Origin of the sequence: Enterococcus sp. AZ095b (assembly GCF_051714725.1) — a bacterium.
Lineage (GTDB): Bacteria > Bacillota > Bacilli > Lactobacillales > Enterococcaceae > Enterococcus_B > Enterococcus_B pernyi.
Genome location: NZ_JBIOSL010000001.1, coordinates 1,172,876 through 1,194,875, shown reverse-complemented (window position 1 = coordinate 1,194,875; position 22,000 = coordinate 1,172,876). Strand labels below are relative to the sequence as shown.

The following is a 22,000-nucleotide window of genomic DNA, read 5'->3' as shown; positions in this document are numbered from 1 at the left end:
CGAACTAGATCAAGAGAACACATGTAATCGACTTGTGTTTACTTGACAGTGATCGAATATTTCGTCTTGAATAATTCGTGAGCGCCTAATTGATTGATTCCTGCTTTTTCGTTCAACTGCCCATTACTATCAACAGTGTCTGCGATTCCAAACCACGGCTCGATACAAACAAATGGTGCTTCTTTAGGATAGGGCGACCATATCCCAACGTAAGGCATATCTTTGTAACTGAGGGTGACACTGTGACTAGACTTTTCACTACGGATACTGTAAGCATTCAAACCCCTTGTTTCAAATACTAACGCATCCTGGTCAAACAGCTCCCGAAATAACGCAAGGTTGGTGTTCGTTTGTCCAATCGTTTTTTGTTCCATGTCGATGAATGGTCCAGCTAATGGTAAACGCAAACGTGATTTTCTAGGAGAGAAAGCCAAATAAAAGTCTTCAAAAGTCAAACCTTCTTCTAATGGCACATTGAATGCTGGATGACCGCCAATCGAGAAATACATCTCTTCTTCCCCAATATTTTCAACTTGATAATGAACAGTGATCCCGTCTCCCCCTAATTCATAAACAAGTACCAATTCAAAATCAAACGGATAATTCTCTTTTGTTTCAGGGGTACTTTTCAGGACAAACTTCGCACGTTCTTGTTCGTGCTCCACCATCTCAAAATCCATATCACGAGCAAAACCATGTTGACCCATTGAATACGTTTTTCCTTGGTACACATATTGATCGTTTTTCAAACGTCCAACAATAGGGAAAAGAACGGGGGCATGTCTTCCCCAATACTTAGGATCGCCTTGCCAAATATATTCTAGATCATGTTCTTTTGATTTCAAACTGATCAATTCTGCTCCATGTTCGGAAATTTCAGCAATCAGCTGATCATTTTGAATAATAACAGTCATCGTCATCCTCCATCTTTTCTCAGACACTCACTTCTTCGAGTAGCAAGCCTCTGAAAAATCTTCCTTTTAATAACTATGCTTCGTCAGCTCATCTTTAAAACGAGCATTCAATACTTTTAAATACGTGCCTTTCATTCCCAAAGAGCGGGATTCAATGATTCCAGCTGATTCTAATTTACGTAAGGCATTTACGATGACCGAACGAGTAATACCGATCTTGTCCGCAATATTTGAGGCAGTCAATCGGCCTTCATTACCTTCTAAAGCATCAAAAATGGCTTGAACTGCTTTTAATTCACTGTATGACAACGTATTGATCGCCATTTGGACAGCGGTCGTACTGCGAACATCCGCTTCGATATCTCGTGATTTTTGATAAAGGATCTGCATCCCTACTACTGTCGCGCCGTATTCTGCTAAAACAAGGTCTTCATCGTTAAAGGCTTGTTCCATTCTTGCTAAAATGATCGTTCCTAAGCGTTCACCAGCGCCAAAGATCGGCACTACTGTCGTCAATCCAAAAGGATATTTTTCGCGACTTTCAAATGGAAATGCCGTCATATCGCTTGTGATTGGGATATTGGACTCTGTTTTCGTGATCATATCGACTGTTTCTGTGTAGGCATCAGGAAATTGTTTTTGCACAAACATTGTTTTCACACGATCATTGTTCACATCGTGCCGTTCATTATAACCAAGTAAAACCCCTTCACTGCCAATGATATACGTATTGCTGTCTAAAACAGCACCTAAAGTGACCGCCATTTTATCGTAAGGTAAATCCGCCTGCATATCAAACGTATTTTTTTGTTGCAATAATTTGTTTATCTTTCGAGTGTTCGTCAACAAATCCGTCATTTTTTTCCTCCGATTTTATAATATATAGCGACTTAGATCTTCATTTGCCGCAATTGATCCTAATTTATCATTGACATAGGCTTCTGTAATGGTAATTTCTCCCATTTGCATTTCTGGCGCTTCGAATAACAAGTCTTCCAACAATTTCTCTAATATCGTGTGTAAACGTCGTGCACCGATATTATCGGTATCACGATTCACATCATAAGCGATTTGGGCAATCCGTTCGATTGCTTCTTTAGTAAATGTGACAGTCACATTTTCAGTACCAATCAAGGCAATATATTGTTTGACTAACGCATTGTTTGGTTCAGTCAAGATCTTGACAAAGTCCTCAGCAGTTAAGTCATCTAACTCAACACGGATTGGGAAACGACCTTGTAATTCAGGAATCAAATCGCTTGGTTTTGATAAGTGGAACGCTCCTGAAGCGATAAATAAAATGTGGTCTGTTTGTAAGGTACCGTATTTCGTATTGACTTGTGAACCTTCAACGATCGGCAAGATATCTCTTTGGACACCTTCTCTTGATACTTCCCCAGATTGTTGCGATTTAGAAGTGATTTTATCGATTTCATCAATAAAAATGATGCCGCTTGATTCAGCTAATTTGATTGCCTCACTATGGATATCCGCATCATTGACTAATTTTGCTGATTCTTCTTTGATCAATAATTCTAAGGCTTCTTTGACGGTCACTGTTCGTTCGATTTTTTTCTTCGGCGTCAACGCACCAAGTGTTTCATTCAAATCGATTCCCATTTGTTCCAGTCCATTGTTCATCATCGGTGCTGGTTTTTTTTGATCTTGGACTTCGATCGTCACTTCTCGGTTGTCAAGCAAGCCTTTTTGCAATTGTTCTAACACCGTGCGACGATTCACTCGAATCTCTTCTGTGACTTCTTCTTGTGTTTCTGCCGGTTGTTGCGAAGCATTGAACATATTCATCATTTGCTCAAACTGGTTGTTTGATTGTTTTTGTTCTTTTTTGATACCTGGTACAAGGATCTTCACTAATTGTTTTTCCGCATTTTTCTTGGCTTGTGGACGAACACGAAGATACTGATCTTTTTCAACGATCTGGATTGCATTTTCGACAAGATCACGAACCATCGATTCCACGTCACGTCCTACGTAACCAACTTCAGTAAACTTCGTTGCTTCAACCTTAACAAAAGGTGCGTTGACGATTTTTGCCAGACGACGAGCGATCTCTGTTTTACCGACCCCAGTTGGCCCGATCATCAACATATTTTTAGGTGTGATATCTTGTTGCATCTTTTCATCTAATTGAAGACGTCGATAACGATTTCTAAGGGCAACTGCCACTGATTTTTTTGCTGCTTGTTGGCCAATGATATATTGATCTAATTCACTGACGATTTGTTTTGGTGTTTGTTTTAATTCATACATGTCATTCACCTCTATAATTCTTCTACAATAATGTTGTGATTTGTAAAGACGCAGATGTCTGCTGCAATATTCAACGCATTTTCAGCAATCTCTTTTGCACTCATCTCATTTTGTGCATAGTTTTTCATTGCTCGTGCGGCAGCTAACGCAAAGTTCCCACCAGAACCAATGGCTAAGATCCCATCATCCGGTGTAATCACTTCACCTGTACCAGAAACTAGTAACATTTCTTTGTCATTCATCACGATCAACATCGCTTCTAGCTTTTGCATCGACTGTTGTGTACGCCATTCTTGGGCTAATTCAACGGCTGCTCGTTGGAGATTTCCGTTGTATTCATTTAGTTTACCTTCAAATTTTTCTTCTAAAGTAAACGCGTCAGCAACGCTTCCTGCAAAGCCAACGACTACTTCATCGTTGTAAATGCGACGTACTTTTCTCGCACTGCCCTTCATCACGACAGATTCGCCCATCGTTACTTGGCCATCACCTGCCATCGCGAATTTCCCGTTTTTTTCAACTGCACAAATGGTTGTTGAATGAAACTGTGATTCTACCATAGATATTTCCTCCTAATAATGTGATCACGCTCGTGGATGGAAAGAGCGATAATTTTTTTGTAAGCTTTCTTTTGTGACATGCGCATAGATTTGAGTCGTTGATAAATTTGCATGACCTAAAAGTTCTTGCACTGTACGCATATCGGCACCATTATTCAATAAGTGCGTCGCAAAAGTATGACGTAACATGTGAGGATGGATATCACTATCCAAACTACTCTTTTTAATGATTTGATTTAATACATACTCGATCCCAGTAGGTGTGATTGGTTCTCCATGATGATTCACGAAGACATAGTCATGTGACTTATGGTATTTCGTCATTAAGACGCTGCGCCCTTTGGCAAAATACTCTTGCAAAGCATCTTGCGCAAATGAACCCAACGGCGCATAGCGTTCTTTATTTCCTTTTCCATGGATCAACATCACCTCTGAGCCAAAATCGATGGCAGACATCGTCAATTGGCTACATTCACTCAAACGGATACCTGATCCATATAGTACTTCTAATAATGCTCGATCTCTTAATGCTAAAGGACTATCCCCTGTCACACTTTCAAATAAGCTTTGCACCTCATTCTCATAAAAAAAACGAGGAAGTTTAACATTTTTTTTCTTCAAATGAACATACGAAAATGGATTTTCAGCGATTTTTTCTTCACGAAGAAGGTATTGATAAAATGAGCGTAAACTCGCAATTTTCCGACTCACCGAATTTCGACTGTACGACTTATCAGATAGATAACTTAGATAAACTCGTACATCCAAATAGCTGACTTTCAGTAGATCCGATTCCCCCGATTCCGCCAAGAATCGTTGAAAATCATTGATATCTTCTTCATAGGCAGATTTGGTTTTTTCTGAATACCCGCGCTCTATGATTAAATAACGCAAAAAATCTTCTTGTAAAGTTGGCTTCATTCTTTTTACACCTACCTTTAGATCCCAAAATAAATTTAGCATAGCCCCAGAGAAAAAACAAACAAATTGTCAGAATTTAACTAATATTTCTAAGTTTGTTCACAATTCAATTCGTTTGCTTGACAATTAAGGGATGAGCTGTCCAGAATCAACATAAAAAAACCATGGTTATTATATAAATTGGCATGAGTTCAGTCAATAACCGAGAAATAAGCCGAAGTACTCAAAAATGGCAAACACCATCCTGAGACACTTCGACTTATTACATAACATCCATTTAACGAGAAGCAAATTCTTTATTCAAGACTTCTTGCTTCACTTTTTCATTGGCTGCTAAGGCACGTTGTGCAATTGCTTCATACCGAGATTTTTTATCACGGATTCGTTCAGGTAATTCTGGGAATAATCCGTAGTTTGCATTCATTGGTTGGAAATGTTTGCCTTCCGCATGTGTGATGTAGTAGGCCATACTTCCCATGGCTGTTTCTTGTGGCAACGTCACAGGTTCCAATTCTTTCGCTAAGCGAGCAGCGTTGATCCCTGCAAGCAAGCCACTTGCCGCACTTTCAACATAACCCTCTACACCCGTCATTTGTCCTGCAAAAAATAGATCTTCGCGTTTAGTCGATTGATAAGTCGGCTTCAAGAGTTCTGGTGAATTCATGAAACTGTTGCGATGCATTACACCATAACGGACAAATTCTGCATTTTCTAATCCTGGGATCATGCGGAACACGCGCTTTTGTTCGCCCCATTTTAAATGCGTCTGGAACCCAACGATATTATAAAGAGAAGCGGCTGCATTATCTTGTCTTAACTGGATGACTGCATATGGTCTTTTTCCTGTTTTAGGATCTTCTAGGCCGACTGGTTTCATTGGTCCGAATAGCATTGTCTTAAAGCCACGTTGCGCCATTACTTCGATTGGCATACAACCTTCAAAATATTTTTCTTTTTCAAAAGATTTCAATTCAGCAACTTCCGCATTGACCAAGGCTTCATGGAAAGCTTTAAATTCTTCTTCGGTCATCGGACAGTTTAAGTAAGCCGCCTCGCCTTTGTCATAACGTGATTTTAAATACACCTTGTCCATATCGATCGTTGATTTGTCGACGATCGGTGCCGCAGCATCGTAGAAATAGAAACCGTCTGAGCCATTGAATGCTTTGATGCTTTCTGCTAAAGGATGAGAAGTCAGAGGTCCTGTCGCTATCACCGTGATTCCTTCTGGTATCTCAGTGATTTCTTCATTCACCACTGTGACTAAAGGATGCTCTTTGACCTTACGAGTGATAGTTTCAGAAAATGAATCGCGGTCCACTGCTAAGGCACCGCCTGCAGGTACAGCTGTTTCATCTGCTGAATGGATGATCACTGAATCTAAGCGACGCATTTCTTCTTTCAATAAACCAACTGCGTTCGCAAGACTATTCCCTCTTAGAGAATTGGAACAGACTAATTCAGCAAAATTATCTGTATGATGCGCTTCTGTCTTCTTAACTGGTCTCATTTCATATAACTTTACAGGTACACCCGCTTGAGCGATTTGCCATGCTGCTTCGCTTCCAGCTAGACCTGCACCTACTACATTGACGATTTTCAACTAAAAACCTCTTCTCATTTCTTTATTTTTGAACATCTTCTTCGTAATCGCCATTCGTACAAACCACTTGTTTGCCGCCTTTGACTTTTTTCTCGACCAAATAATGGTCACATTTCGGACAATTTCTGCCGATTGGTTTTTCCCAAGAGGTGAATTCACATTCTGGGAAACGAGAGCAGCCATAGAATAGACGATTTTTCTTAGATTTACGTTCGATGACTTGTCCTTCATGACACACAGGACAAGTGACGCCGATTTCCTTGACGATTGGTTTGGTGTTTCGGCAATCTGGAAAATTACTACATGCATAGAATTTACCATACTTCCCTAATTTTATCACCATCGGATGCCCACACAAATCACAATCAAAACCAGCTGGTTCATCTTTGATCTGGATTTTCTCGATTTTTTCTTCGGCATTCGATAATTCTTTTTCAAATGGTTTATAAAAACGATCGACGACTTCGATCCATTCTTCTTTTCCTTCTTCGACTTTATCCAAGTCATCTTCCATTTCAGCTGTAAAATGGATATCTACGATTTGTGGGAAGAACTCACAGATCAACGAATTGACGATCTCACCTAATTCGGTTGGTTCAAAACGTTTTTGTGTCAACTTCACATAATATCGTCGTTGGATCGTATCTAACGTTGGCGCATAAGTCGAGGGACGACCTACCCCGTTTTCTTCCAATGCACGGATCAATGTCGCTTCACTATAACGTGCAGGCGGTTGTGTGAAATGTTGTTTCGGTTCGATATCGACAGATTGCACCGTATCGCCTTCTGCTAACTCTGGCAAAATGTTTTCTTTTTCTTCTTTCCCATCATCGCGGCCTTCAACATACACTTGCATGAACCCTTTGAATTTGATTTTTGAGCCATTCGCAATGAATCTTACATCATTTTGTTCCAACGTGACTTTCATCGTATCCAATACAGCTGGCGTCATTTGACTTGCAACAAATCGTGACCAAATCAATGTATATAATTTCAATTGGTCTTTATCCAAGTATTGTTTCAACTCATCTGGTGTACGTAATGCACTGGTTGGACGCACTGCTTCATGGGCATCTTGTGCCCCTTTAGAGTTCGTTGCTTTACGTTCCGAATGACTGGAGAATTCTTTTCCGTATGTTTCTTCGATGAACGTTGCGACTTCGGCTTTAGCAGTATCGGCGATCCGTGTAGAATCGGTACGCATATACGTGATCAACCCGATCGTGCCTTGTTTTCCAAGTGAGATTCCTTCATACAACTGTTGCGCCACCATCATGGTTTTACGTGTTCTGAAATTCAATTTACGAGCGGCTTCTTGTTGCAAACTACTTGTCGTGAATGGGTTCGCAGGATTTCGCTTGCGTTCCTTCTTTTCGACTTTTGTTACTGCAAACTCTTTACCAGTGATCCGGTCAGTCACTTCTTTGACAGTTTCGGCATCGGACAATTTTTTCTTTTTGCCATCGACTCCCCAAAAGTTTGCTTTGAACTTCTTACGTTCTTTCTTAAAGTTTCCGTCAATACTCCAATACTCTTCCGGCGTAAAATCACGGATCTCTTTTTCGCGTTCAATGATGATCTTCAATGCGATCGACTGGACTCGACCAGCACTCAAGCCTTTTTTTACTTTACGCCATAAGATAGGACTAATCGAATAACCAACGATACGGTCAAGCGTTCGACGTGCTTGTTGCGCATCGACAAGATCCACATCGATCGTACGTGGTTCTTTAAATGCCGCTTTGACTGCATCCTTGGTGATTTCATTGAAGACAACACGATTTTTATCGTTGAGATCCAAGCCTAACAAGTAAGCCAAATGCCAAGCAATTGCTTCCCCTTCTCTATCCGGGTCACTTGCGAGGTAAACTTTTTGCGCTTTTTTTGCTGCTGCTTTTAGACTTTTGATGACATCGCCTTTTCCTCGAATCGAGATATAATGCGGTTCATAATTATTTTCAAAATCGATCCCCATCTTACTTTTAGGTAAGTCACGAATATGTCCTACACTAGCCATTACTTTATAATTACGGCCAAGATATTTTTCAATCGTCTTGGCTTTTGCAGGTGATTCTACGATCACTAAATATTTATATGCCATTCCTGAATGGACTCCTTTCCATTTTCGGGTTCCTACTATATATATGTTACAAGGACTTTTACAAATCGTAGCTTATCATATCCATTCAGAAATCGTTTGTCAAGGAAAGCAATAATAAATCAATCGTTATGATTCCAATTCATTAAGGATATCTTGTCCTGAAAAGGTACATATCGCTCCATCTTGGATCAATTGGTGACAACCAGTGGATTGACCTGTCAAAATATTCCCAGGGACAGAAAAAATCGGACGTCCAATCTCTAAGCCTTGCTCTGCTGTGATCAATGATCCGCTTTTTGCTTTTGCTTCAATCACACAGATTCCACTTGATAAAGCGGCAATCAGACGATTTCTCATAGGAAAATGAAATTTTTGTGGACCAACATCTGGTAAAAACTCACTTAATACAAGATGATCTCTAGCAATCCCTCGTTGCAACTGCTGATTTTCTTTCGGATAACTATGATTGATACCCGTACCGATCACTGCAATCGTTCTGCCTGAACAGCGGATCGCTACTTGATGCGCATAAGTGTCTACGCCTTTCGCACAGCCACTAACAACTAGATAGTCTTGGTCAATCACAGGAGTGATCACTCGCTCTACGATTTTTCGCGCATAACCAGATGTTTGTCTACCACCAACGACAGCGATCATTTTTCGTTTCATCAGCGAAAGATCCCCTTGATAAAATAATAAGATCGGGGGATTTGCCAAATGAAGCAATTGTGAAGGGTAGATCGGATCAAGAAAAGTTATGTATGGATTCTCTCCTATTCTATTCCGCCAAGTATAGTTGATCTGGCTCCAATAGTCATAAAAAATTGCTCTAGAGCGATTGAAGTGCGAAACTGTCAACATATCATCAACCGACAACCATTCTTTCTTTTCACTTAATAGATGACGGATCACACGCCATTTTTGCTCTCCGCTCAGTCCTTTGACTAATGCCAACTTTGTAATAAATTCATTGTATATAACCATAAAGCGCCACCTTTTCTAATCTTTTTTATAAGATACGTAAAAAGTGGCGCATCGCTTATGATAAATATTGTTTGACTGGTGCAAAACTTTTACGATGGATTGGCGTGATGCCATGTTGTGCTAATCCTAACAGATGTTCTTTTGTTCCATAACCTGCATTCTTGGCAAAACCATAGCCAGGATATTGTAACTCGTATTCTTTCATCAAACGGTCGCGATAGACTTTTGCAATGATACTTGCAGCAGCAATCGAAATTGAACGGGCATCTCCTTTGATCAATTTATTTTGTGCAATCGGCAGATCTAAAGTCATCGCATCGATCAATAAATACGTAGGTTCTGGTGTCAATTCTTTAAGAGCTTCACACATCGCTAATTTACTTGCTTCGTAGATATTGACACGATCGATCGTCTGCTCATCGATCACACCAATCCCGACGGAGAGGGCTTTTTCTTGAATCTGTTCATACAGTTCTTCACGTTTTTTTTCAGATAATTGCTTGGAATCGTTCAATCCGTAAATCTCTACACCTTTAGGTAAAATAACAGCTGCGGCTACAACAGGGCCAGCCAAGGGGCCTCTTCCTACCTCGTCGATCCCTGCAATCAGGTCATACCCTTGAGCATATCCTTCATTTTCGTAGAAGGACATCGTCTCATATTTCTCACGAAGCAAAGCTTCCTTTGCTAAGCGTTTTTCAAAAGAGCTTAACGCTTGTTGGACACCTTTTCTTGTGTCTAATCTTAGTTGTGTGACTATCGGATCATCAAGCGTTGTGAGTTGTTTCAGTTTTTCTTTGATACTCTGGATCGATTCACTCATGAGTAGTCTCTTCCATTTCTTCACAACGATCTAAAGTATAGCGACCAAGTTTCCCTTGGCGGATATCAAAAACGACTAGCTCGCTCCCACGGTCATAATCTTGGCGATACCCTCTACGTTCCGTGATCGTCATCAATAACTCAGGTGCAACTTGTTGCTCTTCTTCTATTGATAGTCCATAACGTTCGCTGATTTTATTAGGGTAGTAACGGGCAAAGAAATCTAAGCCGTAAATTGCTAGATCATCAAGGTGTACCAATTGGTCTTTGATTGCACCAGTCAAGGCTAGTTTTTTACCGATTTCTTCATCTTCAAACTTAGGCCATAAAATACCAGGTGTATCTAATAGTTCTAATTCACTTCCTAAACGAAGCCATTGTTGCCCTTTCGTTACCCCAGGCTTATTCCCTGTTTGTGCAATCTTTTTGCCCACTAAACGATTCATCAATGTCGATTTTCCTACATTAGGAATTCCTAGGACCATCGCGCGGATTGCTCGAGGTTTGATGCCACGAGCTGAGTCTCTTTCGCGTTTTTCTTTCAATGCTTCTTTTGCCGCAGGGATCAACGCTTTGATTCCTTTACTTTCTTGAGCGGTGATTGCTAAGGCTTGATGTCCTTGCTTTCTAAAGTATTGTTGCCATAATTTTGTTTGTTGCGGATCCGCTAGATCAGCTTTATTCAATAAAACAAGTCTTGGTTTTTGTTGGATGATTTGATCTAACATTGGATTACGTGAAGACAAAGGTAGTCGTGCATCAACTAACTCAAAGACGATATCAACATATTTCATCTTTTCTGAAACTTCACGTCTAGCTTTCGCCATATGTCCTGGGAACCATTGAATAGTCATTGGTGTTTCCTCCTCTAAAACTTAAAATCTAAAAAAGTTGCTCTTTACTTATACAGTACTTGAATGAACTACACTTCTAGGAGTATACAAGAAAAAAACTAAAAATCAAACGGCTTATTCTCAAGTTTCTTCATTTTGCAACTTTCTAAGAATTTTTTTCTCATTATCGAGCAACCATTGAATATCTTGCTCATATTTTTTTAGATGGCCTTCTTGTATATTTTTTTGAAAATTTGCTTCCCCGCGACTCGCTGCTTTAGTGATGAAGTCCATCATATAAGAAAGTCGCTCGATCATCGTAGGAATCAAATTTGGATACTCGGACTCATCTAGTCTGTATGCTTCAATAAATTTTTTTAAACGATGACACGTTTCATCCGTGATTGGATCTCCTTGATTCATCTCTAAAGGTACCCAGCGATAGGCGGCATAGCTTACATCCCAGGTTCTTGATCCTGGTGTGATCGTGTCAAAATCAATGATACCAATGGCTATACCATTTTTCGTTGTCACATTGTATGGCGCAAAATCATTGTGACACATTACCTCACGCTCTCCGAACGAATGTAGCATCCACGGTTCTGTGCCACTTAAGGAAGTAAGGTATCCTTGATTTTGGTCGTGGAAATCTCTTAACAACCGACCTGCTGAACAAATGGCACTGTCCGTCAACAATTGAGGGGGCAAAGGATAATCATAGACCTCACCTGCGAGATAAGATACCACTTCATTTCCTTGCTCATCATAGCCTAGTGGTTCTGGCACATAAGTTACACCTTGGTTCCTTAGGTAACTTAAAAATTTTTGGACCTCCTCCGACCAGACTTTCTTAGGACGAATCACTTGCTCTTCTTGGATCACTACACCGTCTCTTCCTTTTGGTTTCTTTTCGATCATCTAGCTCCTCGCTTTCGACTCTTTTCTTCAGTTTACCATATCGATTCCACCTCATGTTCTAAAAATGGAAAGAGAGACGTCCTTTCAACAAGCAAGTTTCCATTTGTTAAAGTCATTCAAGGAGAATGTTGGCTATCCTAGAAATATTTACCATTGAAACAAGTCTTCTATTTCATAGTTATCTCAGAACGTGTACCGACATATTATGCGAAACTCTGGAGAAGTGAATCCATGCTTATTCAGATCGTAAACTGGACAAAAATATTTGATGAGGAGGGAATACCTTAACAGGATAAAATCCTTTGTCCGATCTACTCACAAGAGGAATACTTTATATTTCTGATTCCTAGCCGATCTTTTGGCGTACGCCATGAGTCAGTTTTAAGAAATGTCAAACGGTCAATCAGCCAACGTTAGAAAGCAATCAATGTAAAAAAGAATTTGCATAGTAATGAAAAAAGTAAGCTCCGTAAAACAATCGACTGAACGATTCGTTTCATGAAGCTTACTTTTTAACCTGATCCGACTCGAAGTATACAGCTCGTTGACAAGAAGATTCCCCTGATTTCTAAAAGTTTTTTAGAAGATTTTTATTTTGCCATACTTACCTTCACTAACCATAGAACTCCTTCATTTGTCCTCATACAGCTATTTTTGAATACTTCTTGCAATACGCTTTATTTTTTATAATTCACACTAATTTTATTCACTTTTGTAAACATATCTAAATCTACTTCAATCAGTCCATCATGTACTAATTTCCGCTGATTGACATCAGAATCAGCAGTCTTATATAAATCAAGGTTTACAAATCCTTTTTGATTACTTCCGTCAACATAGTAGCCAACATATTCACTGTCTTTAGGTATAGTAAAAAGAACAGTCATTTTCTTGTCTTTGAGGGTAATATCTTTGATGTCTTCTTTGTTAAAGAGCGCTACCTCTTCTGAATCGGCGTTTTCAACTGCATTCAAGACAATCGTCGGTTGCTTAGAAAATGAAAAAAATAAAAGCGACATGACTGGAACAATCGAACAAAGTGTTACTACAAAAAACAATTTTCCTCGCTTTTTTTTCTGATTCATCGCCATTTCTTTAGTAGTATCAATCATCGTCTCAGTCATAGTAGAATTTTCCAATAGTTCGTCTAAAGACACACCTAAGCTGGTCGATATTTCCACTAGTGTATGTATGTCTGGGTAATTTCTGCCGATTTCCCAATTAGAAATAGCTGAACGACTAACATTTAATCTCTTTGCCAATTCTTCCTGTGTAATTCCTGCTTGATGCCTTTTTTCTTTTAATATTTTACCAAAATCCACAACATCGCCTCCTTATTCTATCTCTCATTATAACCATTTCATAAAAGAACTTAAAAGCGAATTATTGAAACGAATTGATATATTTCCGATTATTCGATGTCACAATCTGTGACACCTTGTAAAACAAGGATTCTTGCTATTGAAAATGTGAAACAAAACACTTATTATCAAGAGGTGAACGTCCACTAAAAAATAACAAAAAAGGAGTACTTATGAAAAAATTATTTTTATAGTACTGTTGATTATACATTTAGCGGATACGTCCAATAAAATAAAAAATTCTTCCCCAAGTTAAATACTTTGACAACGCTTACCGACGAGCGCATGATAGAGGAAAATTGAAAGGAGCTGTAGCAAGATGAACACAATGGTTTTTGTCAATTTCCCTGTGCAAGATGTTGGTCGCTCGGTCGAATTCTATACAAAATTAGGATTCAAACAAAATAAAGAATTTTCAACTGAGGAAGCAAGCGCAATGGTTTGGGATGACACATTTTGGGTGATGCTCTTGACACATGACTTTTACAAAAAATTCTTGAAAAACAAAGAAATCGCAGACACAAAAAAAATGAGCGGTGCACTGATTGCTTTTAGTTTAGCAAATGCTGCAGAAGTCAAACGTTTTGGTGAAATTGCAAAAGAAAATGGTGGTAGCTACCATACAGTCGAGATGGGAATACCGGAAGAAGAAATGTATTCTCTTGAAGTACAAGATCCTGATGGAAACACATTGGAACCAATGTGGATGAAAATATAATCAAAAAAAGAAGACTTTCCAACATATTGCTATTGGGAAGTCTTCTTTTATTTTACCTGATCCATTTGATTTCATTTAATGGGTAATACACAAATCTCGCTTTTCCTAAAATTTCATCTCTAGATATTGTTCCAAATGAACGACTATCTTTTGATACACGACGATTATCCCCCAAAACAAAATAGCTATCTTCAGGTAATTCTGTATATCCTGTCAACTCTTCCAAGGTAAAATCGGTAGTATAAGGTGCATTTTCATGGTCCGAACGGATATTTTTACTTAAATAAGGTTCTTCGATTGGCTGGCCGTTGATTTTTAGTTGGTCCTTTTCATAACTAATAGTTTCTCCCGGTAGACCAATGACTCTCTTGATATAGATCGTGCCATCTGAAAGTTGGAAAACGACTACATCAAATCTTCTGATTTCAGAGAATTTTTCCATAACGACCATATCACCTTGCTTAAGGACATTCTCCATCGAGTTTCCTTCCACTGGTACTGGGATCAATATAAATCCCCGTAAAATAAATGCAATCACTATGGAACAAAGTAAAAATTTAATAAATAACCAAAAACGGTCAATATAACGCTGCTTTTTTGTCAAAGCCCATCAATCCATCCCTCGTAAAATCTTAACCTATTATCCTCATTATATAGAATAACTACAGAAAAAGCGAATGGTTCAATAATCATTTACAGATAGACGCGAAAAAAGACGGACATACGTACGATGCTTTAGAAATAATTGAATAGACCAAAATCACTGTATCAAATAGGACTATTCAAAAATATTGTCTAAGCAGTACTTGTCTCGTCTTTTTTAAGTCATACCCTTCATACCAGATCCATTGTTCAGGCGAGATGATTATTCTCTAGATAATGATCCCAAGCTTTATCAAAGATATCCATAGAGGGCAAATAATCAACATTCATTTCTAAATAATCAGAGATTTCTTCATAACTCGTACTATGTTTTGGAAACTGGATATCTTTTCCAGCTTCGGTTGCAAACGTTGATAACGCATCGGAAGATTTCCCTCCACGAAGAGTCATCAGATAGTGATAGAAGCTGCGATTCATTGCTTTCCCTCCCAATTGTCAGCAATAAATGCCGCACGACGCGCATGATTACGCTCAAAGTTCTCAGGATTTTTTTTGTAGTAATCTTGATGTTCATCTTCTGCTAAATAGAAGGTCTCCGCTGGCTCAATCGTCGTAACGATGGGATCACTAAAGCGACCACTTGCTGCAAGTTGTTGTTTGCTTTCTTCAGCTTTTTGACGTTGTTCTTCTGTAGTATAAAAAATCACAGGTCGGTAATTGTCGCCTCGGTCTTCAAATTGACCAAAAGCGTCTGTAGGATCTGTTTGTTGCCAATAAAGCTCAAGTAATGCCTCGTATGAGATCAATTCAGGATCATACAAGATTTCTACTGCTTCAGTATGTCCTGTTGTTTTGGCTTTCACTTGTTCATACGTTGGATTTGGCACATGACCTCCAGTATAACCGGACATGATCGTGTGGATGCCAGGTAATGTGTCAAAAGGCTGGATCATGCACCAAAAACAACCTCCTGCAAATATTGCTCGTTCCATTGTTGATTCCTCCCTTACTCTCGAGATATCACTTAATTAGTACTAGATTCGGTCGTTTCTTCCGTCGTTGAGGAATCTTTTGGTAAATACAAACTAAAGCGAATATCATCGTTGACTAAATCAATTTTGTCCGCTTTGATGTACATTCCATTTTGCATACGGAATTGGTCTAATCGTAACATGATCGTTAAATCGTCTGTATTGATCTCGATCCATTCAGGTAGTTTGTAATTTCGCTTGATCATATTCATCACATCTTTGATCGGCAGATTCAATGTACCGATCGATAGACTTTTTGCTTTTAACTGAACATTACCATTTTCCATTACATACGGATCAAAATACAAGTAAAAGTCGATAGGGAATCCTAACACTTCAAACGTCCCATTAAGCAATGCTTCATTTTCTAAATAAAATTTGTACTTGATATCTTGTCCTTCTTGGAAATCTGTCAAGAAAAAGCTGATCAGTTGGTTGACTTTTTCTTTTTGAGTATTGATCGTCAATACTGGATCGCCTTGTCTTTCTGTAATCGCTGGTACTTCTGGCAAATCAGGTTCACGATTGGCGAATATCCGCGTACCCAAGAAAATCGTCGAACCAATGATCAGGCCTAATAAAATCAGAAATGCGTATTTCCAGTAGTTATGCCTTTTGTTTTTTACAACTGTTGAACTACGTTTATCCATCCTTGTTTCCCTCCTTGACCAGCCATTTTTCATGCGTTTCGATTAATTGATCTCTCACAGCATTAGCCATCAATTGATAGCCTAAGTTATTAGGATGAAAATGATCTTCTTCATATAACACATTATTTTTCGTCCCGTTCGAACTATCGCTAGAAGCTGACTGATCAGAAGCTTCAGTAATTCCGACCTCTTGATTTAATCCTTGATACAATAGATCATTGATCGGGATAAAATAGCTATTTTCTGCTTCATTTACTACTTGCTGTGTTCCTTCATTCCAGTTATCCACAATCGTTTGCATATCTGTAATCTCAGGGAAGTTCAAATAAAATGGATTGTAGATCCCTAAAATATAGATAGGTACCTCTTTATTTAACCCTCGTATCTCTTCGATGATGGCTTGGACGTTTTCTTGATACTTCTTGATTGGTTTATTGAATGAACGGATACTGATACCAAAAAGGTTATTTTGGATCACTTTCATTAAATCATTCCCACCAACAGTCAAGGTAATAATGTCTGCGGTTTCGATATTCTTTTGGATTTCTTCATTGCTTTTCAATCTTTTTAATATTTGATCACTTCGTTCGCCATTTACACCATAGTTTTCAATTTCAATGGCTGTCAAACCGTATCTTTCTTTTATGTCATTTGCGACTAACGGAACAAAACCACCTTGTTTCGTCTGGTCGCCTACTCCTTCAGTCAATGAATCGCCAATTGCTACATAGTGTAACTTTTCCTTTTGATTGCTTTCAGAAGTAACCGATGCTGCCGGTTTTAACAAAGGCTGTGCTTTCGGCACGCTCAAAGAGAGTCCGACAAAGAGAAGAACTGCAGTGAACAAAGGGATCAAAACAAGCAACCACTGTTGTTTCATTTGTTTCATTGTTTCACCTCTAGACCATGATTGTTTCTTATATTACCAAAATTCCAATTAAAAAAATAGCCCTTTTCTGAAAAAAAGAAAGAGGCTGTTTCTCATCTGCTAAAGGAAGTGGAGCATCTCAAAATGTCTTTTCCTCCTCACTTCCTTATGCTAGTAGCACTTGAACGAAAAAAGACAGATCACAAAGAACACGTTTATTTGTCTTCACATGATCTGTCCTTCTATTCCTTATTTTACATTCATCAATCGGTATAATACATGATTGCAAAAGCATTTTCCCCTGTATGGGTAGCAATCACTGGATTTGTATGCAATACTGGGATGTCCATATCGGGAAACAATTGTTTCAAGCCTTCTTCAAACTCTCGAGCAAGCTCTGTGGCACCTGCATGTGAGATACCGATCTGGCGAACGTTCGGTAGAGCCTTCAGTTCTTTCTTCAAGCCATCAAACCACTTGTCGAAAGTCTTTTTCCCACGACCTTTTGTCACAGGAATCAGCTCTGAATGAGCAAAGTTCATCACCACACGAATGTTTAACATACTTGATAGTAAACCAGTTGCACGACTGATTCTTCCACCTTTTACTAAGTTATCCAATGTGGAGATACCGATATAAAGTTTGGTATTATTTTTGATCTTCTCGATTTCAGCAAGGATCTCTTCTGCTGATTTACCTTCTTTGGCCATTTCAGCCGCACGAATCACTTGGAAAGATAAACCTTGGTCAGTCGTATCACTATCAATGACTGTGACGTTTGTTTTCGTTAAGTTGCTTGCTTGTCTTGCAGCTTCAACCGTTCCACTTAACCCTTTCGTCATATGGATGGAAATCACTTCACTACCATCTTGTCCTAATTCATCATACGTTGAAATGAATTCGCCGATCGGCGGTTGACTTGTTTTAGGTAATGATTTTGATTTAGCCATCATTTCCATGAATTTCTCTCCGCCTAGTTGATCGTCATCAGGATATACAACGCCATCGATCATAATTGATAATGGCATAACATGAATATTCAAATAATCTCGTACTGCTTTTTCCATTGTACAAGAAGAATCTGTTACTATTTTTACGTTTGTCATTATTTCACACTCTTTCTTTCACAAAGTGCCTAGCATTTTTCAGGCAGGTCCACTTTCAGTATACCAAAGAACTTCTGTTTTTTCATCAAATTCAGTTATAAACAAATTAAAAATAAATTGTTTGTTATGATAACATGGTTCTACTCAGTTTTCTTTATCTGTTCTACTTTTTTTGATGGAACGACAAAATAAGCAGAAGAAACCTGAATGATAAAAAATCCATTTCGGTTTCTTCCGCTTTGAATCTATAGATTCAACGAAACATTATATCTCTTCTGTTGTGTGTTCTTCTTTACGTTTATACGTCTCAAACTGATGTGCATAACTATTTTTTTCATCTATTTCTCCCGGACTGATATTGATCAATGACCATGCTTGCCAGTCTACAGCAGGAAAATACGTATCTCCTTCGAAAGAGTGATGGATCACCGTACGATACAAAATTGTGCAGTAAGGTAAAAATTCTTCATAGATTGCTGACCCTCCAGCAACAAATAAAATTTCATCTGCTTCTTTTTCATAAGCTAATACTTCATTGACATCATGCATCACTAGTACGCCCTCGGCTGTAAACTCACGGTCTCTTGTCAAAACAATCGTTTTACGATTAGGTAGTGGCTTACCGCCCATCCCCATAAATGTTTTTCGTCCCATGATCAATACATTCGCTTCAGTCATTTGCTTAAAAAATTTCAAATCATTCGGCAAATGCCAAGGAAGTCTATCTTCTTTTCCGATCAGGCCATTTTCATCTTGTGCCCAGATTGCAGCGAACATTTTCTCATCCTTTCTTAGACCGCGATAGGTGCCTTTATTGAAGGATGCGGCTCATATCCTTCAACTTTGATATCATCCATTTCAAAATCAAACACAGAGTTTTTTTCTGTATTCAATACTAGCTTCGGAAATGGACGAACTTCACGAGACAATTGTTCTTTCATTTGTTCTACGTGATTTGAGTAAAGATGCGCATCGCCTAAAGTATGGATAAATTCACCAACTTCTAATCCCGTTTCATGCGCAATCAGATGTGTCAATAAAGCATAGCTAGCAATATTGAACGGGACACCTAAAAACACGTCAGCACTTCTTTGATACAGCTGGCAACTTAGTTTATTGTCATTTACATAGAATTGAAACATCGTGTGGCAAGGAGGTAAAGCCATACTTGGCACATCTTCTGGATTCCATGCTGAGACGATCAGTCGTCTTGAATCAGGTGTCTGCTTGATAGCTTCGATCACTTCTTTGATTTGATCGATGAAACTACCTTCTTTGGTTTCCCAATGACGCCATTGATAGCCATAAATATGACCAAGATCTCCATGTTTTTCTGCAAATTCTTCATCTGCCACTATCTTTTCACAGAATTTCTTGCTTTCTTCTTGATAGATTTTATTGAATTCTGGATCAGTCAAACTACGATGTCCAAAATCTGTCATATCCGGCCCTTGGTAATCCTCACTTTTGATATACCGTTCAAATGCCCATTCATCCCAAATATGGTTATTATTTTGTAAAAGATAACGGATATTCGTGTCTCCTTTTAAAAACCATAATAATTCGCTTTTGATCAAACCAAAAGGTACACGTTTTGTCGTCAATAACGGAAAGCCTTTTTGCAGGTCAAATCGCATTTGATAACCGAATAAACTAAATGTTCCTGTTCCCGTACGATCACCTTTTACATGTCCATCAGATAACAACTTTTTCCCTAGATCAAGATATGCTTGCTCCATCTTTTCCCTCCTAATTATCTGCCCATTCACTTAAATATTCCCAACGTGACATTTTTTCTTCCAGCAGTTCTTCAGTTGTGGTTACTTCTTTTTGTAATTCTTGCAATCGTGTGAAATCATCCCCTTGATGGTTCATCTCCTCTTGCAATTCATCCAAACGATTCTCTAGTTCCGCAATCTCATCTTCGATTGTTGCCCATTCTTTCTGTTCCATATAAGAAAGCTTTTTCTTTGGCTCAGATTTTTTTTCTTCTATCTTAGCTTTGACTTTTTCTGGTTGAATCTGTTGATCTTCTTTGCGTTTGGCTAAATAGCTAGACATATCGCCATAATAAAGCTCTTGTTTGCCATCTCCTAGAAAAACTAACAGTTTATCAACTACCTTATCTAAGAAATAACGGTCATGAGAAACGGTGATCACCGCTCCAGGGAATGTCCGGAAATAATCTTCCAAAATCGTTAAAGTAGCGATATCTAAGTCATTGGTTGGCTCATCCAGCAATAGAACATTTGGTTGCTGGATCAATAATTTGAGTAAATATAAACGACGCTTTTCCCCACCAGACAGTTTACGGATCAGTGTTCCGTGCATGAATCTTGGAAACAAGAACCGCTCCAAAAGTTCGGCGACACCGATTTGCGTTCCATCCGCAGTTTGGACTTCTTCTGCCGCTTCTTGCAGATAAGCAATCATTCGTTTGTCCGGAGACATTTTTTCATTTTCCTGTGTATAGTAAGCTAATCGAACAGTTTCGCCAATCGTATAGATGCCACTATCTAAGGATAATTTCCCTGCTAAGATATTTAACAACGTTGACTTTCCAGCGCCGTTCTCTCCAGTGATTCCTAGACGCTCTCTTGATTGGATCAATAGATCCAAGTGTTGGAGCAAAGGTTTTCCTTCAATCGAATACGAACCATCCTTGATCTCGATCACTTTTTTACCTAAACGTTGTGTCGCGATATTTAGTTCGATATCCGTATCATGATTGACTTGATATAAGTTTTCTTTTAAATCTTCAAAGCGATTGATACGTGCTTGCTGTTTCGTCCCACGAGCTTGTACTCCCGCTCGCATCCAAGAAAGCTCCTGCTTATACAGGCGTTTACGCTTTTCTTCTTGTTCGACTTCGACACGATCTCGCTCGGCTTTTTCAATAAGATAAGCTTCATAATTGCCTTTATATTCATAAAGATTCCCAAAGGCAAGTTCAAAGATCCGATTCGTGACACGATCTAAGAAATAACGATCATGGGTAACCATCAATAAGGCACCACGATATTGTTTCAAGTAAGATTCCAACCATTCGATCGCTGCATAATCTAAGTGGTTTGTCGGCTCGTCAAGTAATAAAAGATCAGGTTCATCGATCAAAACCTGTGCTAAGCTGACACGTTTTTTTTGTCCACCCGAAAGCTCACCGATTTTCTTTTCTAATTGACTGATCCCTAATTTTTGCAAAATGATCTTGGCATTTGTATCCGTCGTCCAAGCGTCCTCTTTATTCATTCGCTCTTCTGCCAATGCGTAGCGTTTTTGGACTGCTTCATCATCGCCATTTTCAGCTAATGCAATCAAGGCTTCCTCATAGAGTCGTACAGTCTGGATCAATGGACTATTCCCTTGAAAAACAGCTTGTAAGACCGTATCATTTTCTGCAAATGAATCGGTTTGTGATAAATAACCGATACGGTAATCATTCGGATAAAAAACTGTCTGCTGATCACCATCTCCACTGTCAAGTCCAGCGATGATATTCAAAAGACTTGTTTTACCAGTTCCATTGGTACCAATCAAACCGATGCGATCATGTTCATGGATCAAAAAGGAGATCTGATTAAATAATTCTTTTTCTCCATATGTTTTTTTGAGGTCAGTTATTTTTAGCTCTTTCACCAGTACTCCCCCCTTATCTTGGATATTGTAACATAAAACAATTGTTTAAAAGATAGTTTTTTTCGAATATTCTTTTTTTTAGGTAGCATTGAAGATACGT

The 22,000-nt window shown here is 38.8% G+C and carries 22 protein-coding genes; 1 reads left to right on the top strand and 21 read right to left on the bottom strand.

Translation table 11 applies throughout. The features are described 5' to 3' along the window. Positions 1 to 38 precede the first annotated feature (38 nt). From IGJ99_RS05745 to IGJ99_RS05690, 12 genes are all read right to left on the bottom strand, one after another. On the bottom strand, positions 39 to 914 hold the full coding sequence (locus IGJ99_RS05745; RefSeq protein ID WP_010735737.1) for an aldose 1-epimerase family protein: 876 nt from the start codon (positions 912 to 914) through the stop codon (positions 39 to 41). Positions 915 to 980: 66 nt separating this feature from the next. Continuing rightward, the gene (gene codY, locus IGJ99_RS05740) at positions 981 to 1,772 is read right to left on the bottom strand and encodes a GTP-sensing pleiotropic transcriptional regulator CodY (RefSeq protein WP_010735738.1); all 792 of its coding nucleotides are present in this window, start codon (positions 1,770 to 1,772) and stop codon (positions 981 to 983) included. A 15-nt stretch (positions 1,773 to 1,787) separates the two neighbouring features. Further along, positions 1,788 to 3,185 carry an ATP-dependent protease ATPase subunit HslU gene (gene hslU, locus IGJ99_RS05735; RefSeq protein ID WP_010735739.1) on the bottom strand — a complete coding sequence of 466 codons (1,398 nt, stop codon included), beginning with the start codon at positions 3,183 to 3,185 and terminating at the stop codon, positions 1,788 to 1,790. 11 nt (positions 3,186 to 3,196) lie between these two features. Then, positions 3,197 to 3,745 (bottom strand): HslVU peptidase proteolytic subunit, encoded by a 549-nt coding sequence (gene hslV, locus IGJ99_RS05730; protein WP_010735740.1) that lies wholly within the window; start codon positions 3,743 to 3,745, stop codon positions 3,197 to 3,199. Between the two features lie 24 nt (positions 3,746 to 3,769). Continuing rightward, a complete protein-coding gene (gene xerC, locus IGJ99_RS05725) occupies positions 3,770 to 4,666 on the bottom strand; it encodes a tyrosine recombinase XerC (RefSeq protein WP_438770673.1) in 897 nt (298 codons plus the stop codon). A gap of 277 nt (positions 4,667 to 4,943) precedes the next feature. Continuing rightward, complete coding sequence (gene trmFO, locus IGJ99_RS05720) at positions 4,944 to 6,269, bottom strand: FADH(2)-oxidizing methylenetetrahydrofolate--tRNA-(uracil(54)-C(5))-methyltransferase TrmFO (RefSeq protein ID WP_023519489.1); 1,326 nt, start codon at positions 6,267 to 6,269, stop codon at positions 4,944 to 4,946. 22 nt (positions 6,270 to 6,291) lie between these two features. Continuing rightward, entirely contained in the window at positions 6,292 to 8,370 is a 2,079-nt protein-coding gene (gene topA / locus IGJ99_RS05715; protein WP_023519488.1) for a type I DNA topoisomerase, read from the bottom strand. Positions 8,371 to 8,496: 126 nt separating this feature from the next. After that, a complete protein-coding gene (gene dprA, locus IGJ99_RS05710) occupies positions 8,497 to 9,354 on the bottom strand; it encodes a DNA-processing protein DprA (RefSeq protein ID WP_409173813.1) in 858 nt (285 codons plus the stop codon). A gap of 55 nt (positions 9,355 to 9,409) precedes the next feature. Continuing rightward, on the bottom strand, positions 9,410 to 10,177 hold the full coding sequence (locus IGJ99_RS05705) for a ribonuclease HII (RefSeq protein ID WP_010735745.1): 768 nt from the start codon (positions 10,175 to 10,177) through the stop codon (positions 9,410 to 9,412). After that, positions 10,170 to 11,030, bottom strand: a complete 861-nt coding sequence (gene ylqF / locus IGJ99_RS05700; RefSeq protein WP_438770672.1) for a ribosome biogenesis GTPase YlqF — start codon at positions 11,028 to 11,030, stop codon at positions 10,170 to 10,172. The genes IGJ99_RS05705 and ylqF overlap by 8 nt, the downstream gene beginning before the upstream one ends. A 120-nt stretch (positions 11,031 to 11,150) precedes the next feature. Further along, positions 11,151 to 11,927 (bottom strand): aminoglycoside phosphotransferase family protein, encoded by a 777-nt coding sequence (locus IGJ99_RS05695; protein WP_010735747.1) that lies wholly within the window; start codon positions 11,925 to 11,927, stop codon positions 11,151 to 11,153. A 677-nt stretch (positions 11,928 to 12,604) separates the two neighbouring features. Continuing rightward, positions 12,605 to 13,249, bottom strand: coding sequence for a helix-turn-helix domain-containing protein (locus IGJ99_RS05690; RefSeq protein ID WP_438770671.1), 645 nt, complete (start codon positions 13,247 to 13,249; stop codon positions 12,605 to 12,607). Positions 13,250 to 13,607: 358 nt separating this feature from the next. Between IGJ99_RS05690 and IGJ99_RS05685 the strand changes: the two genes are divergently transcribed. After that, a complete protein-coding gene (locus tag IGJ99_RS05685) occupies positions 13,608 to 14,006 on the top strand; it encodes a VOC family protein (RefSeq protein WP_010735749.1) in 399 nt (132 codons plus the stop codon). A 52-nt stretch (positions 14,007 to 14,058) separates the two neighbouring features. Here the strand turns inward: IGJ99_RS05685 and lepB are convergent, their stop codons facing one another. The 9 genes from lepB to IGJ99_RS05640 form a co-directional block, all read right to left on the bottom strand. Then, the gene (lepB, locus tag IGJ99_RS05680; RefSeq protein WP_010735750.1) at positions 14,059 to 14,610 is read right to left on the bottom strand and encodes a signal peptidase I; all 552 of its coding nucleotides are present in this window, start codon (positions 14,608 to 14,610) and stop codon (positions 14,059 to 14,061) included. A gap of 248 nt (positions 14,611 to 14,858) precedes the next feature. Further along, positions 14,859 to 15,086 (bottom strand): YozE family protein, encoded by a 228-nt coding sequence (locus IGJ99_RS05675; protein WP_010735751.1) that lies wholly within the window; start codon positions 15,084 to 15,086, stop codon positions 14,859 to 14,861. Further along, positions 15,083 to 15,601, bottom strand: coding sequence for a peptide-methionine (S)-S-oxide reductase MsrA (msrA, locus tag IGJ99_RS05670; protein ID WP_010735752.1), 519 nt, complete (start codon positions 15,599 to 15,601; stop codon positions 15,083 to 15,085). The genes IGJ99_RS05675 and msrA overlap by 4 nt, the downstream gene beginning before the upstream one ends. A gap of 32 nt (positions 15,602 to 15,633) precedes the next feature. Further along, positions 15,634 to 16,290, bottom strand: coding sequence for a YpmS family protein (locus IGJ99_RS05665; protein ID WP_010735753.1), 657 nt, complete (start codon positions 16,288 to 16,290; stop codon positions 15,634 to 15,636). Beyond that, the gene (locus IGJ99_RS05660; RefSeq protein WP_438770670.1) at positions 16,283 to 17,179 is read right to left on the bottom strand and encodes an SGNH/GDSL hydrolase family protein; all 897 of its coding nucleotides are present in this window, start codon (positions 17,177 to 17,179) and stop codon (positions 16,283 to 16,285) included. Before IGJ99_RS05660 ends, IGJ99_RS05665 begins: the two co-directional genes overlap by 8 nt. A gap of 242 nt (positions 17,180 to 17,421) precedes the next feature. Next, entirely contained in the window at positions 17,422 to 18,264 is an 843-nt protein-coding gene (locus tag IGJ99_RS05655; RefSeq protein WP_409173808.1) for a DegV family protein, read from the bottom strand. 264 nt (positions 18,265 to 18,528) lie between these two features. Then, complete coding sequence (locus tag IGJ99_RS05650) at positions 18,529 to 19,041, bottom strand: dihydrofolate reductase (RefSeq protein WP_010735756.1); 513 nt, start codon at positions 19,039 to 19,041, stop codon at positions 18,529 to 18,531. Positions 19,042 to 19,055: 14 nt separating this feature from the next. Further along, entirely contained in the window at positions 19,056 to 20,003 is a 948-nt protein-coding gene (locus IGJ99_RS05645; RefSeq protein WP_010735757.1) for a thymidylate synthase, read from the bottom strand. Between the two features lie 10 nt (positions 20,004 to 20,013). Further along, positions 20,014 to 21,900, bottom strand: a complete 1,887-nt coding sequence (locus tag IGJ99_RS05640; RefSeq protein ID WP_010735758.1) for an ABC-F family ATP-binding cassette domain-containing protein — start codon at positions 21,898 to 21,900, stop codon at positions 20,014 to 20,016. Positions 21,901 to 22,000: the final 100 nt, after the last annotated feature.

Excerpts from the sequence above, each read along its gene's own strand:
- IGJ99_RS05675 (WP_010735751.1), bottom strand. The coding sequence starts at position 15,086 with ATGAATCGCAGCTTCTATCACTATCTGATGACTCTTCGTGGAGGGAAA.
- msrA (WP_010735752.1), bottom strand. The coding sequence starts at position 15,601 with ATGGAACGAGCAATATTTGCAGGAGGTTGTTTTTGGTGCATGATCCAG.
- IGJ99_RS05650 (WP_010735756.1), bottom strand. The coding sequence starts at position 19,041 with ATGTTCGCTGCAATCTGGGCACAAGATGAAAATGGCCTGATCGGAAAA.
- codY (WP_010735738.1), bottom strand. The coding sequence starts at position 1,772 with ATGACGGATTTGTTGACGAACACTCGAAAGATAAACAAATTATTGCAA.
- IGJ99_RS05695 (WP_010735747.1), bottom strand. The coding sequence starts at position 11,927 with ATGATCGAAAAGAAACCAAAAGGAAGAGACGGTGTAGTGATCCAAGAA.
- hslV (WP_010735740.1), bottom strand. The coding sequence starts at position 3,745 with ATGGTAGAATCACAGTTTCATTCAACAACCATTTGTGCAGTTGAAAAA.
- IGJ99_RS05665 (WP_010735753.1), bottom strand. The coding sequence starts at position 16,290 with ATGGATAAACGTAGTTCAACAGTTGTAAAAAACAAAAGGCATAACTAC.
- ylqF (WP_438770672.1), bottom strand. The coding sequence starts at position 11,030 with ATGACTATTCAATGGTTCCCAGGACATATGGCGAAAGCTAGACGTGAA.
- IGJ99_RS05655 (WP_409173808.1), bottom strand. The coding sequence starts at position 18,264 with ATGACAAACGTAAAAATAGTAACAGATTCTTCTTGTACAATGGAAAAA.
- IGJ99_RS05685 (WP_010735749.1), top strand. The coding sequence starts at position 13,608 with ATGAACACAATGGTTTTTGTCAATTTCCCTGTGCAAGATGTTGGTCGC.
- topA (WP_023519488.1), bottom strand. The coding sequence starts at position 8,370 with ATGGCATATAAATATTTAGTGATCGTAGAATCACCTGCAAAAGCCAAG.
- hslU (WP_010735739.1), bottom strand. The coding sequence starts at position 3,185 with ATGTATGAATTAAAACAAACACCAAAACAAATCGTCAGTGAATTAGAT.
- IGJ99_RS05645 (WP_010735757.1), bottom strand. The coding sequence starts at position 20,003 with ATGGAGCAAGCATATCTTGATCTAGGGAAAAAGTTGTTATCTGATGGA.
- IGJ99_RS05705 (WP_010735745.1), bottom strand. The coding sequence starts at position 10,177 with ATGAGTGAATCGATCCAGAGTATCAAAGAAAAACTGAAACAACTCACA.
- dprA (WP_409173813.1), bottom strand. The coding sequence starts at position 9,354 with ATGGTTATATACAATGAATTTATTACAAAGTTGGCATTAGTCAAAGGA.
- IGJ99_RS05745 (WP_010735737.1), bottom strand. The coding sequence starts at position 914 with ATGACTGTTATTATTCAAAATGATCAGCTGATTGCTGAAATTTCCGAA.
- IGJ99_RS05660 (WP_438770670.1), bottom strand. The coding sequence starts at position 17,179 with ATGAAACAAATGAAACAACAGTGGTTGCTTGTTTTGATCCCTTTGTTC.
- xerC (WP_438770673.1), bottom strand. The coding sequence starts at position 4,666 with ATGAAGCCAACTTTACAAGAAGATTTTTTGCGTTATTTAATCATAGAG.